13 protein-coding genes and 1 riboswitch are annotated in these 16,328 nt (G+C 69.2%); of the genes, 4 read left to right on the forward strand and 9 right to left on the reverse strand.

The genetic code is table 11. From position 1 onward, the window contains the following. Nucleotides 1–71: 71 nt before the first annotated feature. Both ACM6JT_RS12980 and ACM6JT_RS12985 read left to right on the forward strand, forming a co-directional pair. Nucleotides 72–995, forward strand: coding sequence for a LysR family transcriptional regulator (locus ACM6JT_RS12980; RefSeq protein WP_034185135.1), 924 nt, complete (start codon nucleotides 72–74; stop codon nucleotides 993–995). Between the two features lie 97 nt (nucleotides 996–1,092). After that, nucleotides 1,093–1,494: an OsmC family protein gene (locus ACM6JT_RS12985; protein WP_034185134.1), complete on the forward strand. Its 402-nt coding sequence runs from the start codon at nucleotides 1,093–1,095 to the stop codon at nucleotides 1,492–1,494. Between the two features lie 104 nt (nucleotides 1,495–1,598). Here ACM6JT_RS12985 and ACM6JT_RS12990 read toward each other — a convergent pair whose 3' ends face one another. Further along, nucleotides 1,599–2,480, reverse strand: coding sequence for a Dyp-type peroxidase (locus tag ACM6JT_RS12990; protein WP_034185133.1), 882 nt, complete (start codon nucleotides 2,478–2,480; stop codon nucleotides 1,599–1,601). A gap of 534 nt (nucleotides 2,481–3,014) precedes the next feature. Between ACM6JT_RS12990 and ACM6JT_RS12995 the strand changes: the two genes are divergently transcribed. Both ACM6JT_RS12995 and ACM6JT_RS13000 read left to right on the forward strand, forming a co-directional pair. Then, complete coding sequence (locus tag ACM6JT_RS12995; protein WP_414856588.1) at nucleotides 3,015–4,877, forward strand: ABC transporter ATP-binding protein; 1,863 nt, start codon at nucleotides 3,015–3,017, stop codon at nucleotides 4,875–4,877. A gap of 209 nt (nucleotides 4,878–5,086) precedes the next feature. Continuing rightward, a complete protein-coding gene (locus ACM6JT_RS13000) occupies nucleotides 5,087–5,800 on the forward strand; it encodes a riboflavin synthase subunit alpha (RefSeq protein WP_414856589.1) in 714 nt (237 codons plus the stop codon). 81 nt (nucleotides 5,801–5,881) lie between these two features. On the opposite strand, the gene ACM6JT_RS13005 is transcribed toward ACM6JT_RS13000, so the two are convergent. From ACM6JT_RS13005 to ACM6JT_RS13040, 8 genes are all read right to left on the reverse strand, one after another. Continuing rightward, on the reverse strand, nucleotides 5,882–7,123 hold the full coding sequence (locus ACM6JT_RS13005; RefSeq protein ID WP_414856590.1) for a voltage-gated chloride channel family protein: 1,242 nt from the start codon (nucleotides 7,121–7,123) through the stop codon (nucleotides 5,882–5,884). A gap of 79 nt (nucleotides 7,124–7,202) precedes the next feature. After that, nucleotides 7,203–7,305, reverse strand: a riboswitch (Fluoride riboswitch). Between the two features lie 82 nt (nucleotides 7,306–7,387). Continuing rightward, on the reverse strand, nucleotides 7,388–8,407 hold the full coding sequence (locus ACM6JT_RS13010; protein ID WP_034185129.1) for a chemotaxis response regulator protein-glutamate methylesterase: 1,020 nt from the start codon (nucleotides 8,405–8,407) through the stop codon (nucleotides 7,388–7,390). Further along, nucleotides 8,404–10,698 carry a hybrid sensor histidine kinase/response regulator gene (locus tag ACM6JT_RS13015; RefSeq protein WP_414856591.1) on the reverse strand — a complete coding sequence of 765 codons (2,295 nt, stop codon included), beginning with the start codon at nucleotides 10,696–10,698 and terminating at the stop codon, nucleotides 8,404–8,406. Before ACM6JT_RS13015 ends, ACM6JT_RS13010 begins: the two co-directional genes overlap by 4 nt. Next, nucleotides 10,695–11,402: a chemotaxis protein CheW gene (locus tag ACM6JT_RS13020; RefSeq protein ID WP_034185127.1), complete on the reverse strand. Its 708-nt coding sequence runs from the start codon at nucleotides 11,400–11,402 to the stop codon at nucleotides 10,695–10,697. Before ACM6JT_RS13020 ends, ACM6JT_RS13015 begins: the two co-directional genes overlap by 4 nt. Nucleotides 11,403–11,448: 46 nt before the next feature. Beyond that, complete coding sequence (locus ACM6JT_RS13025; RefSeq protein WP_414856592.1) at nucleotides 11,449–12,846, reverse strand: CheR family methyltransferase; 1,398 nt, start codon at nucleotides 12,844–12,846, stop codon at nucleotides 11,449–11,451. Further along, nucleotides 12,843–13,355, reverse strand: a complete 513-nt coding sequence (locus ACM6JT_RS13030; RefSeq protein ID WP_034185125.1) for a chemotaxis protein CheW — start codon at nucleotides 13,353–13,355, stop codon at nucleotides 12,843–12,845. Before ACM6JT_RS13030 ends, ACM6JT_RS13025 begins: the two co-directional genes overlap by 4 nt. Continuing rightward, nucleotides 13,352–15,028, reverse strand: coding sequence for a methyl-accepting chemotaxis protein (locus ACM6JT_RS13035; protein WP_034185124.1), 1,677 nt, complete (start codon nucleotides 15,026–15,028; stop codon nucleotides 13,352–13,354). Before ACM6JT_RS13035 ends, ACM6JT_RS13030 begins: the two co-directional genes overlap by 4 nt. Nucleotides 15,029–15,154: 126 nt before the next feature. Continuing rightward, nucleotides 15,155–16,288 (reverse strand): hybrid sensor histidine kinase/response regulator, encoded by a 1,134-nt coding sequence (locus tag ACM6JT_RS13040; RefSeq protein ID WP_034185123.1) that lies wholly within the window; start codon nucleotides 16,286–16,288, stop codon nucleotides 15,155–15,157. Nucleotides 16,289–16,328 lie beyond the last annotated feature (40 nt).

Genomic DNA, 16,328 nt, shown 5'->3' on the forward strand with positions numbered 1-16,328 from the left:
GAAAGCCCGCACATCCGTTGCCTGCGCATCCTTTAGAATCGATCCACCGTTCACCACGCCGCCTGCGCCCCGTGCCCGCCGATCACCGTCTCGACCTGAACCTGTTTCGCGTGCTCGACGCCGTTTACGTGCACGGCGGCATCGGCGCGGCCGCCCGCGCGCTGCATCTCACGCAGCCCGCTGTCACGCACGCGCTCAACCGGCTGCGCGCGCATTTCGACGATCCGCTGTTCGTGCGCCAGGGCAACCGCGTCGTGCCGACCGAGCGCACACGGTCGATCATCGCGGACGTGCAGTTGCACTTGAAGGGCCTGCAAGGCACCGTGCGCGATCCATCGGCATTCGATCCCGCAACGCTCGACCTGAGCATCGCGGTCGGCATTCGCGACGTGCTCGAATCGATCGCGCTGCCGCGGATCGTCGCCGCGTTCGCCGACGAAGCGCCGGGCCTGCGGCTCGTGAGCCGTCGCATCGCGGTGCCCGACATCGAGCGCGAACTCGCATCGGGCAATCTCGATCTCGCCGTCGAGCGTCGCGTGCAGACGGGCCCGCGCATCGCCACCGAGCACCTGCTCGACGATTCGCTCGTCGTCGCACTGCGCCGCGATCATCCGCTCGCGCGCGACCCGCTGCGGCGCGGCGACTATTTCGCGGCGCGGCATATCGCGGTGTCGTCGTTCGGCGAACCGCAATCGCTCGACGTATTGCTCGGCAGCGACGGGCGCTTCCGCGATATCCGGCTCACCTGCCAGCACTATTTCGCCGCATGCCAGATCGCCGCGACAGGCGACCTGCTGGTCACGCTGCCGCACACCTATGCGCTGCGGATGGCCGCGCTGCTGCCGATCGTCGTGCGGCCGCTGCCGCTGCGGCTCAGGCCGTTCCCGCTGCTCGCGTACTGGCACGAATCGCGCGACACCGATCGCGCGCACCAGTGGGTGCGCGAACGCATCGCCGCGCTCGTGCGCAGCAGCGCGGGCGTCGCCGACGCATAACACGCTGCGGACGCCGTTACGACCGAAACGGTATGCTGACGGATTCGCGCCGCCATGCGTCGCCCGCTTCCTTTTTCCCGCTTACCGGAGACTTGCCATGTCGCTCATCCATGCCGCCGCCGTCCTCGATGCCGACGCGCCCGATTACGTCGTCCAGCTGCAGGCCGGCACGCATGCGCTGACCGGTGACGAAGCGCCGCGCGAAGGCGGCCAGGATCGCGGGCCGGCGCCGTACGAGTTCGTGCTTGCCGGTCTCGCGCAATGCACGGCCGCGACGCTGCGCATGTACATGCAGCGCAAGTCGTGGCCGGCCGCGCGCATCGACGTGCGCACCGAGCTGCATGCCGATCGCGAAGGCGTGCAATACGTGCGCCGCGTCGTGACGCTCGACGGTCCGCTCGACGACGCGCAACGCCAGCGCCTCGCCGAGATCTGCGAGAAGACGCCCGTGACGCAGTTCATCAAGCGCGGTACGCGAATCGAGACGACGTTGAAGTGACGTGCGCGGCGAGCGGCACGCGGCACACCATCAACGCCTGACAAACAAAACGGGCGGGCCGCGCACGATGCGCAGCCCGCCCGTCCATCGATACGACCAGGCGCTTACAGTCCGAGCGCGGACAGGTCCAGCTTGCCGTCCTTCATCGGCGGGCACCAGAAATACGCGCCCGTCAGCGGCCGCGTGAAGCGGAACAGGCCGTCGACGATCCCGTCGTCCGCGCCGCTCATGCGGCGCATCTGCACGTCGAACGCGCGGAACGAGCAGCCGAACGCAACGAAGTAGAGGCCCGCGCGGCGCGCGTCCGACCACGGCGACGAACGGCGCAGCATGAACGCCTCCGGCTCGAAGCTTTCCTGCGCGGTGCGCTTCACGTGCGCGAACTCGGGCGCGTCGTCGAGTTCCTCGTTGTCCGAGCGGCGGCGCCCGATGATGTTGTCCATGTCGCCGGACGGAATGCGCTCCATCTGGTCGAAGTCGTGCAGCCACTGCTGGACCGCGACGAAGCTCGAACCGTCGAGCCCCGCACCCTGCCCCGCCACGATCGCCGCGTCGAGCGCGTCGTCGCCGGTCGGGTTCTCGGTGCCGTCCTCGTAGCCGGACAGGTCGCGATCGTTCGAATAGCGGAAGCCGTCGACGGCGTCCTGCAGCGCGAACGCCGGCGCCAGAGCGCGCTCGATCGCCCGCGCACGCAGCACGATCTCGCCGCGGTCGTCGGCGCGCAACCAGACCCACACGTCGGCCGGCGTCGCCGGCAGCGTGCGGTCCTTCACCGCGAACGCCGGATAGTCGGTCAGGCCCGGAACCGGGCGCCCGAGGTGCGCCGCCAGCGCCTGTCCAAAACCGACGACCGTGTCGCGCCCGTCGACGATCTCGCGCAGCGCGGCCAGTGCCGCCGCCACATTGCCGTCATTCGAAATCGTGAAAGTGAGGTATCGGGCCGCCGTGTCGATCGGAGCCAGGATGCCTTGCTGAACGTCGCTCATCGTTTCCTCAGGAGTGTATCGGGGGGTAAATCTTCGAGGGCCGCATCGGCTGGCCGCTCGTTGTGTCGGGTCGCGCCGGGACGCACGCACCGTCGCGTGCCGCGGACGCCGAAGTGTAATCGATGCGCCCGCCGGCCCTTGCGCGGCCGCTTCGCGGAAAGCCCCGCAAAAGAAGGGCCGAAACCCTGAATACTAACCGTATCGACGCCGCAACGCCGCATTCGTCAGACGTTGCAGCGTGCAGAACACTGCTGATAGAATCTTTACACGTCTTTTCGGCGTCCTTTCAACCGTTCACTTCAGGGAGGTGCAGATGTTCCGAATGCCAGCAACCTTCCCGAACGTGGTCCCACGGCGCAGCTGATCCAGCCCGCCGTCCGCGCCGGCTCCCGAGTTTTTCGCTAACCCGTCAGCCGCGCTTTTCCCGACAGCCCGTTTCGTTCCGCCCGCGTTTTCCACGCGGCTCCGGCTGTTGCGTTTTCGACGTTCTCCGAACCGGAAAGTCCCGTCGCGCGATGCGCCGGGCAATGATAAATGACCAGAAAAACCTCCCATCTGGGCGGCCACGCATTCAAGGCCGTCTTCGGCTTCACCATCCGCTACTGGCGCAAGCAGCCGGCACGCATCGCCACGGTCGCGACCTTCGCACTGCTCGCCGCGCTCGCCGACGTGCTCACGCCGCTGTTCGCCGGCCGCCTCGTCGACGCGCTGTCGACCGGCCTGACCGACCGCGCCGCCGCATGGCATTCGGCGATCGTCGCGTTCGGCACGCTCGCCGCGCTCGGCATCGGCGCGACGGTGCTGCGGCAAGGCGTCTACCTGAACATCATCACGCTCACGCTGAAGATGATGAGCGAGATCGCCGCCGCATCGTTCCACCGCGTGCAGCGCTTCTCGACCGACTGGCACGCGAACAGCTTCGCGGGTTCGACCGTGCGCAAGATCACGCGCGGCATCTGGGCGCTCGACCTGCTGAACGACACCGTGCTGATCGCGCTGCTGCCGTCGGTCGCGATGCTGGTCGGCGCAACCGTGCTGCTCGGCACGCACTGGCCCGTGATGGGGCTCGTCGTCGGCGCGGGCTCGCTCCTGTACATCGCGGTGACGGTCGCCGTGTCGCTCGGCGTCGTCGCGCCGGCCGCGCGGCTCGGCAACCTGTGGGATACGCGCATGGGCGGCGCGCTCGCCGACGCGGTGAGCTGCAACGCGGTCGTCAAGGCGTTCGGCGCGGAGACGCGCGAGGAAGCGCGGCTCGCGCGCGTGATCGGCAAGTGGCGGCAGCGCACGCGCCGCACGTGGGTGCGCGGCACATTCAACGGCGGGCTGCAGGGCGCGATGCTCGTCGCGATGCAGGCCGCGATGATCGGCGTCGCGCTGCGGCTGTGGGCGAACGACGAGGCGAGCGTCGGCGACATCGCGTTCGCGCTGACGATGTTCTTCATGCTGCAGGGTTACCTGCGCGACGTCGGCATGCACATCCGAAACCTGCAGCGCTCGGTGAACGACATGGAAGAACTCGTCGCGCTCGAACGCCAGCCGCTCGGCATCGACGATCGCCCCGGCGCGCCGGCCATCCGGATCGGGCAAGGCGAGATCCGCTTCGAGCACGTGACGTTCCGCTACGGCAACCATCCGGTGCCGCTGTACGACGATTTCTCGATGCGGATCGCGCCCGGCGAGCGCGTGGGCCTCGTCGGCCACTCGGGGTCGGGCAAGACGACGTTCATCAAGCTGATCCAGCGCCTGTACGACGTATCGGGCGGCCGCATCACGATCGACGGGCAGGACATCGCGCGCGTGCAGCAGGATTCGCTGCGCAGCCAGATCGCAATCGTCCAGCAGGAGCCCGTGCTGTTCCACCGCACGCTCGCGGAGAACATCGCGTATGCGCGCCCCGACGCGAGTCGCGCGGACATCGAGCGCGCCGCGCGGCTCGCCAGCGCGCACGATTTCATCGCCACGCTGCCGGACGGCTATGACACGCTCGTCGGCGAACGCGGGATCAAGCTGTCGGGCGGCGAGCGCCAGCGCGTCGCGATCGCGCGCGCGTTCCTCGCCGATGCGCCGATCCTGATCCTCGACGAAGCGACGTCGAGCCTCGACAGCGAAAGCGAGCTGCTGATCCAGCAGGCGATGGAGCGGCTGATGGTCGGCCGCACGACGCTCGTCGTCGCGCACCGGCTGTCGACCGTACGTGCGCTCGACCGGCTGCTCGTGCTCGATCGCGGCAAGGTGATCGAGGAAGGCAACCACGACGCGCTGATCCGCATCGACGGCGGCATCTACCGCCGGCTGTTCGAGCGGCAGGCGCTGGAACTCGCGAAGGGGTTGATCGATTCGCCGCGGCGCACGGCGGATGATGATGCCGGGCCGCTGGGCGAGCCGGCGGAGGCTTGACGCAAGCGTGTCGCGATGCGGCCCGGCGGTGGGATCATCACCGCCGGGCCGTGTTGACCCGACCGGATTCGGATCGAGGCCGTGCCACGTGCACGGCCTTTTTTGCGTCCGCGAATATCGCCGGCCGCCCCTGAACCGCGCGCCGCCGCATCGCTTTTTCCGGGATCACTTATCATGTCGACCAGGAATTTTGCGACGAGGGTTCGATCATGTTTACAGGCATTGTCCAGGGCGTTGGCGTCATCAAGGCCATCAAGGATCACGGGGAGCTGAGAACCTTCAGCATCGAATTCCCCGAGCGGTTTACCGACGACATCGAGATCGGCGCCAGCGTCTCCGTCGACGGCGTGTGCCTGACGGTGACGACCATCCATTCGCCGGAGCTGATCGACTTCGACGTGATGCTGCCGAGCCTGAAGATCACCACGCTGGCCGATCTGGCGACCGGCTCGCGGATCAACGTGGAGCGGGCCGCGAAGGACGGCGCGGAAATCGGCGGGCATCCGCTGTCCGGCCATGTCGACTTCCCGGGGACCATCCTGCACATCGCGTCGTCCGAGCACAACCGGATGATTCGCATCGGCGTGCCCGCCGAATTCAAACGATATGTTTTCGCGAAGGGCTATATCGCGATCAACGGCTGCAGCCTCACCGTTTCGGACGTCAATCGAGACGAAGGCTGGTTTGAAATCTGGCTGATTCCTGAAACGCGACGCGCGACGACCTTCGATGCGAAGGGCGTCAACGACAAGGTCAACATCGAGATCGAGCGCAGCACGCAGGTCGTCGTGGATACGATCCGGGAATCGGTCAAGGAAACGCTAGGCGAATTGACCGGCATCGTCACGACGCTGCTGGCGGAAAAAGGCGTCGATATCGAGGAACTGCTGGCGCGCAATGTCGCGCGACTGCCGAAGAAGTAACGTAAGCCGGCTTGCCAGGTGATCCGCTGGATCACCGAGTACCGGCTACCGTCGGCAAACACCTCGACCCACGGTTCCGCCTCACTCCCCCTCGGCCTGCGCCCCCTTCCCCACCGCCACGCGCTGCGCGCGATAAATCCCCGCGTGCCCCGAAAACAGATACGCGACGACGCACGCGACGATCGCATACACGCCGATATCCGCGCCGAACAGTTCGATCGCCATGATCGTCGACGCGATCGGCGTGTTGGCCGCGCCCGCGAACACCGCGACGAAGCCGAGCCCCGCGAGCACGGGCACCGGCAGCGCCAGCACCTGGCCAAGCGCGTTGCCGAGTGTCGCGCCGATGTAGAACAGCGGCGTCACCTCCCCGCCCTTGAATCCCGACGCCAGCGTGACGACGGTGAACGCGAACTTGCCCGCGAAATCGTAGAGCGGCAGCGGCCCGTGAAACGCGGCCTCGATCGTCGGAATGCCTAGACCGAGATACTGCGGCACGTTCAGCACGGTGGCCGCCGCCGCGACCAGCAGGCCGCCGAGCACCGGCTGCAGCGGCGCATAGCGGATTACGCGCCGGAACCCCGCGGTCAGCGCATGCGTCGCAAACGCGAACAGCCGGCCGACGACGCCGAACGCGATGCCCGCGACGACCGTCACGGCCAGCCCCGTCGCCGACACGGCCGGCACGAACGGAATCGCATAGGCCGTGTGATGCACGCCCCACGCGCGGCACACGACGTCCGCGACGATCGCCGACGCGACGCAGGTCAGCAGCGCGTCGTACCGCACGCGCCCGATCGCGAGCACCTCGAGCCCGAACACGGCGCCCGCGAGCGGCGTGCCGAACACCGACGCGAAACCGGCCGCGATGCCGCCCATCAGCAGCACGCGGCGATGCTCGCGATCGAGGCGGAACACCTGCGTGACGCGATCGGCGAGCGCGCCGCCCATCTGCACGGCGGTACCCTCGCGGCCGGCCGAGCCGCCGAACAGGTGCGTGACGACGGTCGCGACGAGCACGAGCGGCGCCATCCGCTTCGGCACGAGCGCCTTCGGGTCGTGGATCTCGTCGATCAGCAGGTTGTTGCCGCGCGCGACCGACTGGCCGAAACGATGATAGATCCACCCGGTCGCGAAACCGGCGGCCGGCAGCCCCCACAGCAGCCACGGATGCGTCATGCGCGTGCCGGTCGCCCAGTCGAGCGCGATCAGGAACAGCGCGGAAGCCGTGCCGGCCAGCGCGCCGAGCAGGGCCGAAAGCGCGAGCCAGCGGCACACGTAGCGCACGGTCGCGAGCAGGTCGGCAGAAGTCGTGAAAAACATGATTTCCAGATTCGACAGAACATCAAAACCTGGGCGGCAGAATACCGCAAGGACGGCCTGCGACCTCCTGACAACCCAGGAACACGCAGGCATCATCAGCCGGGCAAACCGGCGGTTGAGGGCCGCGCCGCGCGCAACGCGCCGCAACGACCGCAGGGAGGCATGCCATCTCCGCAGGCCGCAATTGTACGCGACGCCGCGCATCGCACGCAATGCAGCGCCGGCGCACCGGGCCGGAACGGCGTCGCGCTCCCCTGCGTGCCGTCAGTCGCGCGGCGCGCGCGCGATGCGCGAGATCAGTTGCGGCGCGATCCGCTCGAGCGGCAGGATCGCCGATGCCGCGCCGATCGCCGCGGCCGCTTTCGGCATTCCGTAGACGGCGCTGGTCGCCTCGTCCTGCGCGATCGTGTAGCAGCCTTTCGCGCGCATCGCCTTCAGGCCGAGCGCGCCATCGCGCCCCATGCCCGTCAGCAGCACGCCGAGCGCCTCTCCCTGCCAGCCGTCGGCAACGCTGTTGAAGAACACGTCGATCGACGGCCGGTACGGCGTCTCCACCGGATGCCGCGTATAGCCGAGCACCCCGCGCGGCGACAGGTACAGGTGATCGTTGGTCGCCGCGAGCAGCACCTCGCCGGCCTGCGGCACGCTGCCCTGCCGCGCGACGCGCACGGGCAGCCGCGTGTAGCCGTCGAGCCATTCGGCCATCCCGAGCGCGAACGCCTGGTCGACGTGCTGGACGATCACGATCGCAGCCGGGAAATCAGCCGGCAGCGCGCGCAGCAGCGCGGTGAGCGCGGTCGGCCCGCCCGCCGACGCGCCGATCGCGACGAGCGTCGGCTGGCCGCGCGCGGGCGTCGGCCCCGGCGGCACGAGCGCCGCGGTACGGCTTTCGAGCAGCCGGCCGATCTGGTCGATCTTCCCGAGCAGCGCCTGCGGCGATGCGTCGGTCGACAGCCCCAGCGCAAGCGTCGGCGTGTCGACCGCGTCGAGCGCGCCCGCGCCCATCGCCTCGTAGACCGACGACGTGTTCGCGCTGACGCTGACCGTCACGATCAGGATCGCGCACGGTGCGCGCGCCATGATCTGCCGCGTCGCCGCCACGCCGTCGACCTTCGGCATCACGAGATCCATCAGCACGAGATCGGGCGGATGGGCGATGCAGAAATCCACGGCCTCGTCGCCGTCGGTCGCGACCCACAGCACGCGGTGGTCCGGCCGCAGCGCAAGCACGCGGCGCAGCGCCTCCACGGCCAGCGGCAGGTCGTTGACGATGCCGATGTTCATCCGCGCGCACCCCCGATCAGGTCGTGCACGGCATCGAGCAGCGCCTCGTCGTGGAAGCTGCTCTTCGCGAGGTAGTAGTCGGCGCCGGCATCGAGCCCGCGGCGGCGATCCTCGTCGCGATCCTTGTACGACACGATCATCACCGGCACGCGCTTGAGCATCGGATCGCCCTTGATCAGCGTGACGAGCTCGATGCCGTCCATGCGCGGCATGTCGACATCCGTGACGACGAGATCGAATGCATCGCTGCGCACCGCGTTCCAGCCGTCCATCCCGTCGACCGCGACGGTCACGTCGTAGCCGCGCTTTTCCAGCAGCTTGCGTTCGAGCTCGCGCACCGTCAGCGAATCGTCGACGACGAGCACGCGGCGGCGCCGGTCGACGAGCGCGAACTGCGGGTCGCGCTTGAGCCGCGCGAGCTGCCCGCCGCGCACGAGCTTGTCGACCGAGCGGATCAGGTCCTCGACGTCGACGATCAGCACGGGGTCGCCGTTCTCGAGCAGCGCGCCGGCCGCGATGTTCTGGATCTTGTGCAGGCGGCTGTCGAGCGGCTGCACGACGAGCATCCGTTCGCCGAGGAAACGGTCGACGGCGACGCCGTACAGCTCGGGCTCGCCGCCGACGACCACGACCGCCGTGCTCCCGCGCGCCCCGTTGGGTTCGCCCGCATCGAGCAACTGGTGCGCGGCGACGAGGCCCGCGCGCCGGCCGTCGAACGGAAAATGCGGCTGCCCTTCGAGCACGTCGATGTCGTCGTGCGCGAGCTCGAGCGTGCGGCGCACGTGCGCGAGCGGGAATGCATACGGTTCGCCGCCGACTTCGACGAGCAGGCTGCGGATCACCGACAGCGTGAGCGGCAACTGCAGCACGAAGCGCATGCCCGCGCCCGGCTCGTTGAAGATCCGCACCGCGCCGCGCACGCCGCGCACCATCTCCTGCACCGCGTCGAGGCCGACGCCGCGACCCGATACGTCGGTCACCGCATCGCGCATCGAGAAGCCCGGCAGCAGCAGGAATTCGAGCAGTTCGGGATCGGACAGCCGCGCGGCCGTCTCGTCGTCGGTCAGGCGCTGGCGCACGACGGCCGCGCGCAGCGCGTCCATGTCGACGCCCGGCCCGTCGTCGATCACGCTGACGAGCAGCGAGCCGGCGCTGTGGCGCGCCTCCAGCGTCACGCTCGCCTCGGCCGGCTTGCCGCGCGCGAGCCGCGCGTCGGGCGACTCGACGCCGTGGTCGATCGCGTTGCGCAGCAGGTGGCCGAGCGGCGCGTCGAGCAGGTCGAGGATGTCGCGGTCGACCTGGGTGCCCTCGCCGACGATCGAGAAGCGCACCTGCTTGCCGAGCGAGCGCGCGAGATCGCGGACGATGCGCGGATACGCGCGCGTCGCATCGCCGAACGGCCGCATCCGGCATTGCAGCGCCTCGTCGTAGAGCTGCTCGGCGATATGCGTGCTGCGCCGCTCGAAGCGGTCGAATTCGTCCATGCGCTCGGCGAGCGAGCGCTGCAGATCGTTGAGCATGTGCCGCACTTCGTTCATCGACGCGAGCATGCCCGCGTCGAGATCGTCGGCGAACTGTTCGTACATCAAATCGAGCGAACGGGCGGCGTCGCGTTGCGCACGCTTCACGCGCAGCATCGATTCGGCGAACGGCTTGAGCCAGCGCGATTCGACCAGCGATTCGCCGGACAGGCTCAGCAGCCGGTTCAGCGTATCGGCGCGCACGCGGCGCATCGCGCCCGCGCCGGCCACGCGGCCGGCCTGGACCGGATCGGGCACCGTGCCCGACACCGCGAGCGGCGGCACCGTGGCGCCGGCCCCGACGGACTCGTTCGCGGCGCCGTCGTGCTCGCGATACGGCACGGCCGACGGCGGCACGACGGCCGCCTGTATCGTCTGCGCGGCATCGGCGCCCGTCAGCGCCGCCGCGAACACGTCGATCTCGGTCGGCAATACGGGCGCCCCCTGCGGATCGCCGACGCGCACCAGCAGGTCGACGCCGGCGAGCAGCACGTCGACGTGCGTGGCCGTCAGCGCGATCGTGCCGGCCTGCGCGGCGACGAAGCATTCTTCCATCCGCCCCGCGATGTCGACGCCGAGCGGCACGCCGACGATGCGCGCGGCGCCCTTCAGCGAATGCGCGGCGCGCATGCACGCCTCGAGCGCGACGGCATCGGGTTCGCCCGATTCGAGCGCGAGCAGCCGCTCGGACAGCGCCTGGGTCTGCGTGCGCGTCTCCTCGCGATACAGCTCGAGCAGCGACAGGTGGCTCAGATCGTCGTCGCCGCTCATCGCATGCTCCGTGTCACGGCGTCGAACAGGCGATCGTCGTCGAGCAGGCCCACCGACTTGCCGCGCCACGACAGCACGCCGCGCGACAGGCCGGCGCTCGCACGCCCGACCGTCGCCGGCACGGGCACCCAGTCGGATGCGCCGAAGCGCAGCACGCCTTCGACTTCGTCGACCGGAAACACGACCGGTTCGCCCTGGTGTGCGGCGACCAGCAGCCGCGTGAAACGGCCGTCGCCGCCGCCGTTGCCGCCCTTGCCTGCGTCGAGGCCGAGCAGCGCGCCGATCGAGATCGCGATGCGCAGCGTGCCGCGGATGTTGACCACGCCGCGCACGGCCGAATTGCGGCGATGCGGCAGCGAATGGATCGGGCGCGTGCCGGCGATCTCGCGCAGCACGCCGATCGGCAGCGCGAGCCATTCGTCGGCCACGCGAAACGCCAGCGCCGCGTGGCGCGTATCGCCGTCGTCGTCGCGCACGCTCGTCGCGCGGAACGCGCTCATCCGGCGTGTCGCGTCGGCCATCTCGGCGTCGCCGAGCGGACGCTCGAGCAGCTTCGCCGCGTGATACGCGTAGACCGGGCAGTTCAGGCAGCGCTGGCAGTCGGCCAGCCGCTCGCACGAGCGGTCGCCGTGCGTGCCGATCCGGTTCCAGCAATCGTCGACGTCGATCGTCGTGTCGTCAGTGGCAGCGGCGTCGCGGTTCATGGGTTCCTCTGGTCATCGCGGTGTCGGTCCCGATCCCGTATTCGTGTCAGCCGGCCGAGCGCCGTGCGCGCTCGAGCAGCCATTGCGCGCCCGCGCGATCGCCGCCGACGTCGAGCAGCGTCGCGAGATGGGTCAGCGCCTCGTGGTGCGTGGGCCGCAGGTACAGCGCCTTCCGGTAGAAGTCGCCGGCTTCCGCCGCGCGCCCGCGCGCATCCGCGATCAGCCCGTTCAAGTAGAACGCGTCGGCATGCGGCCCGACGCGCGCCGAGAACTGCGCGAGCACGCGTTCGGCCTCGTCGAACGCGCCGGCGTTCGCGAGCGCCTGTGCCTCCTCGAGCGTCGGCGCGACGTCTTCGGCGACCGGCGCGGCCGCTTCGACCGTCGCCACCGACCGGTCGGCCCGTGCATCGAGCGCGGCCGTGCGCACCGCGGGCGACGGCGCCGCGAACGGCTGCGGCCTGCCGCCGAGCCAGACCGGCGGCGCGACGGCCAGCACCGGGCGCGTCGCCACGAGCGGCGCAACGGTAAAGCGCTCCGTGCGCCGGTCCGCCGCCGCGGACAACGGCGCCGCGGCCCGGGCCGCGCTCGCCTCGGCCGCCGCACCGGCAGACTCGCGATGAAATGCGAACGCGAGCGGCACGCGCGCCGAGCGCATCCCGTGCCGCATCGCGACGCCCGTTTCGGCCGGCCCGACGAACAGCATGCCGTCGTCGGCGAGGCACGCGTCGAGCGAGCGGATCACGCGATCCTGCGCGTCGCGGTCGAAGTAGATCAGCACGTTGCGGCAGAACACGAAATCGTAGCGAAAGCCCGTATCGGCGATCGGTTCGACGAGGTTCGCGTGCCGGAACTGCACGCACGCGCGCACGCGCTCGTCGAGCAGCCAGCCGTCGGCGGCCGGCGTGAAGTAGCGCGCGCGAAATTCCGTCGCGGTGCCGCGAAACGCATTGCGCCCGTAACAGCCGAGCCGCGCCTGCTCGATCGCGCGCGCGCTGAGGTCGATCGCGTCGATCGTGAAGCTGGCCGGGCCGAGCCCCGCGTCGAGCAGCGCCATCGCCGCCGAATACGGCTCCTCGCCCGTCGAGCAGGGCGCGCTCAGCACGCGGATCACGCGGCCGGACGTCGCGGCGAGCCGTTCGGCCGCCAGCCGCGCGAGCGTCGCGAAGGCCTCGCGGTCGCGGAAGAACCACGTCTCGGGCACCACGAACAGCTCGATCAGCGCACGCCGCTCGTCGGCCGACGCGTTGAGCTGCTGCCAGTACGCATCGAGCGCGTCCTGCGTCACGGGCGGCCGCGCCGCCGACGGCAGGCGCTCGCCGTCCGCCTGCAACGCGTGCACACGCTCCGTCAGCGCACGGATCAGAAAATCGTTGCCGAGCGAATCGGGGTCGATGCCGGTCTCGCGCAGCAGCCAGCCGCGAAATCGCGATTCGGACTCTTTCATGCGGACTCCTTCCCGTGGCCCGGCAGGCCATCGAACAGATACAGGCGCGCGACGTCGTCGATCAGGTCGGCTACCGACACCTGCTGCACGACACCGGCGGGCGTGTTCGCGACGAGCCCGAGCCAGCGCGTGCGCGCGGTCGAGATGCCGCTCGCGCGGAACGCCGCACGATCGATCCGCATCGTCTGCGTCGCGCGCTCGACGATCAGGCCGATCACGCGTTCGCCTTCTGCATGGCCCGCGCGATAGCGCACCATCACGAGCCGCGTCGAGCGCAGCGCATGCGCGCGCCGCCCGAGCGCGAGCATCGGCACGTCGATCACCGGCACCGGCTGGCCGCCGCGCATCAGCAGCCCGGCGATCCATTCGGGTGCGCCGGGCACGGCATTCGTGATCGCGAGCGGCAGCACCTCGTCGATGCCGGCCGCGTCGAGCGCATAGCGCCCGCCGTCGAGCTCGAACATCAGGAACAGCGCGTGTGCGCCGTTCTGCGGATCGGCGCGCGTCACGCGTCGACCTTGAAGCGCGACACGCTGGTGCGCAACTGGTTCGCGACGAGCGTCAGGTCGTCGATCGCCTGCGACGACTGGCGCAGCGACTCGGCGGTCTGCTGCGCGGCTTCCGACAGCTGCGACAGCGCCTGGGTGATCTGCTCGGCGCCGTTCGCCTGCGTCTGCATCCCTTCGTTGACCATCTGGAAGCGCGGCGCGAGCGTCTGCACCTCGGCGATGATCTGCGACAGCTGCCCGCCGACCTGCTGCACGTCGAGCATCCCGCGGCGCACTTCCTCGGAGAACTTGTCCATCCCCATCACGCCCGCCGACACGGCCGACTGGATTTCCTTCACCGTCTGCTCGATGTCGTAGGTCGCGACGGCCGTCTGGTCGGCGAGGCGGCGGATCTCGGTCGCGACGACCGCGAAGCCGCGGCCGTATTCGCCGGCCTTCTCGGCCTCGATCGCCGCGTTCAGCGACAGCAGGTTGGTCTGGTCGGCCACCTTGGTGATCGTCGCGACCACCTGGTTGATGTTCAGCGCCTTCTCGTTGAGGATCGCGAGCTTCGCGTTCACCGAACCGGCCGCGTCCATCACGCTGCGCATCGTCTCGCCCATCCGCGTGAGCCCGCTCTGGCTCACGCCCGCGAGCGTCGCCGACTGCTCGGCCACGCCGGCCACCTCGTTCATCGTGCGCAGCAGGTCGCGCGACGTCGCGAAGATCTCGCGCGAGGTCGCGCCGATCTCGGTCGTCGTCGCCGCGGTTTCGTTCGCGGTCGCCTGCTGCTCGCGCGACGTCGCCGCGATCTCGGCGACCGACGTCGTCACCTGCAGCGACGACTGCTGCGCGCGCGAGACGAGCTCGGTCAGCTCGTCGGCCATCCGGTTGAAGCCCGTCTCGAGCGTGCCGAATTCGTCGCGGCGGCGCAGGTCGAGGCGGCGCGTCAGGTTGCCGGTGCGCATCACGTCGTGCACCTCGACGAGCCGCGCCATCGGCACGGTGACCGAACGGTACAGCACGTAGCCGAGCCCGAGCGCGGACAGCAGCATGATCGCCAGCGCGGTCGCGAGCACGACCTCGGTATCCTGCACGGATTCGCGGATCAGCTTCGCGGACTGGTCGGCGAACTTGCGGTTTTCCTGCACCAGGACGTTCGCGTTGCGCACGACCTCGCCCCACACGGGCTGCACCTTCGCATAGGCCGCAACGGCCTCGTCGCGCGATATGCGGTGTTTCTGCACGGCTTCGTTCAGCAGCGGCAGGTAGCGGTCGTAGGAGCCGCGAAACGTTGCGAAGCGCTGACGGTCGTCGTCACGGAACGTCGTGTTCTGGTATTCGACCGACAGCGACTCGACTTCCTTCAGCGCTTCGGAAATTTTCGCGAGATCGCGCTGCACGCCTTCGGGATCGGTATCGACGAACGTTGCCTGCTGCAGCAGCGTGAACGATTCGTTCACCGAGCCGCGCAGCGACGACGCGAGGTAGACGCCGGGCAGCGAGTCGCGCTCGATGCTGACGGCTTCGCTGTTGATCGCGCGCAGGCGCTCGTACGACACGCCGGCTGTCACCAGCATCAGCACGAACAGCACGCCGAAGCTGAGCAGGATGCGATTGCCGAGCGTCAGCCGGGCAGCGCCGATCGTCGGATGCAGGCTTTCATTGGTCGCACGGGGCGTCACGGTGGCCATGTTCGTTATGGGCTTTCTAAAATCAGCGTTGAAAAAATCCACGCCCGCCAGCGCGCCGGACGGCGCGCCACGAGCGCCTCGTGGTCGGAGGCGGACGACGCGGCGCCGGCGGGCCGCGCCGCGAAATCACCGCTCCGCTTGCGCCGGCAGTCGAAGCGCGACCATGAAGCCGCGCGCCGTATTGCGCATCAAAATCTGGCCGCGATGCCGCGCCGCCGTCGCGCGGACGAACGCGAGCCCGAGGCCGAAGCCGCTGCGCGCCGCGCCATGCGTGGATTCGAGCTGCACGAACGACTCGGTCGCGGCCGTGCGCTGCTCCGGTGCGATGCCGGCGCCGGTATCCTCGACGCCGATCAGCCAGGCGCCGTCCTCGCCGCTCAGCGTGCAGTGCACGTCCGTGCCGGCCGGGCCGTACTTCAACCCGTTGTCGATCAGGTTCGCGACCGCGCGCGTGAGCATCATGCGGTCGCCCATCGTCACGCACTCGGTATCGGGCACGTGCGCGACGACCCGGCTGCCGCACCCGGCCGCCTTCTCCCAAAGCTGGTCGACGGCATCGAGCACGATCTCGTTGAGACTCACGACCTCGTGCGCGCGGCGCTCGGATTGTGCGCGGGTCAGGTGGATGAAACCGTCGGCGAGCGCAAGCGCACGCCGCGCATGGCCGGCGATGCGCTCCATGATCGCCGGCATGTCGCCGTGTTCGGTCCGGTAGACGTCGAGCAGCGCGAGGATCGACGTCTGCGGCGAACGCATGTCGTGCGACAGGAAATCGAGCGCCTCGTCGCGCTGCCGCGACATCAGATACGAATTCGAGTGATAGCGGATCCGCGCGGTCAGCTCCATTGCGTCGGGGAGCTTCACCAGATAGTCGTTCGCGCCGGCGATGAACGCCTCGCGCTTGACGATCGGCTCCTCCTTCGCGGACAGCACGATGATCGGCACCCGTGCGGTGCCGGCGTTTGCGCGCCATGCGCGAACGAGATCGAGGCCGTCGATGTCCGGCATCACGAGATCCTGCAGGATGACCGTCGGCTTCACGTCGCGCGCGACCGTCATCGCCCGGTGCGCGTCGGTGCACACGTGCAGGTCGATGTCGTGTTCGCTGCGCAGCGCGCGGCGGATCACTTCGCCGACGAACGGTTGATCGTCGACGAGAAGGACCGAAAGCCCCGATTCAAGACAATCCGGGGCATTATCACCGCTCGATTCTTTCATAAATACAGTTTCAAACGCCGAATCTCCAATCGATTCTTTCATAGGAGTTGTTTATCCGACTTGGACACTATCTTATATTGGC

It is taken from the genome of Burkholderia sp. IT-111MI5 (assembly GCF_949752865.1).
Taxonomy (GTDB): domain Bacteria; phylum Pseudomonadota; class Gammaproteobacteria; order Burkholderiales; family Burkholderiaceae; genus Burkholderia; species Burkholderia pyrrocinia_C.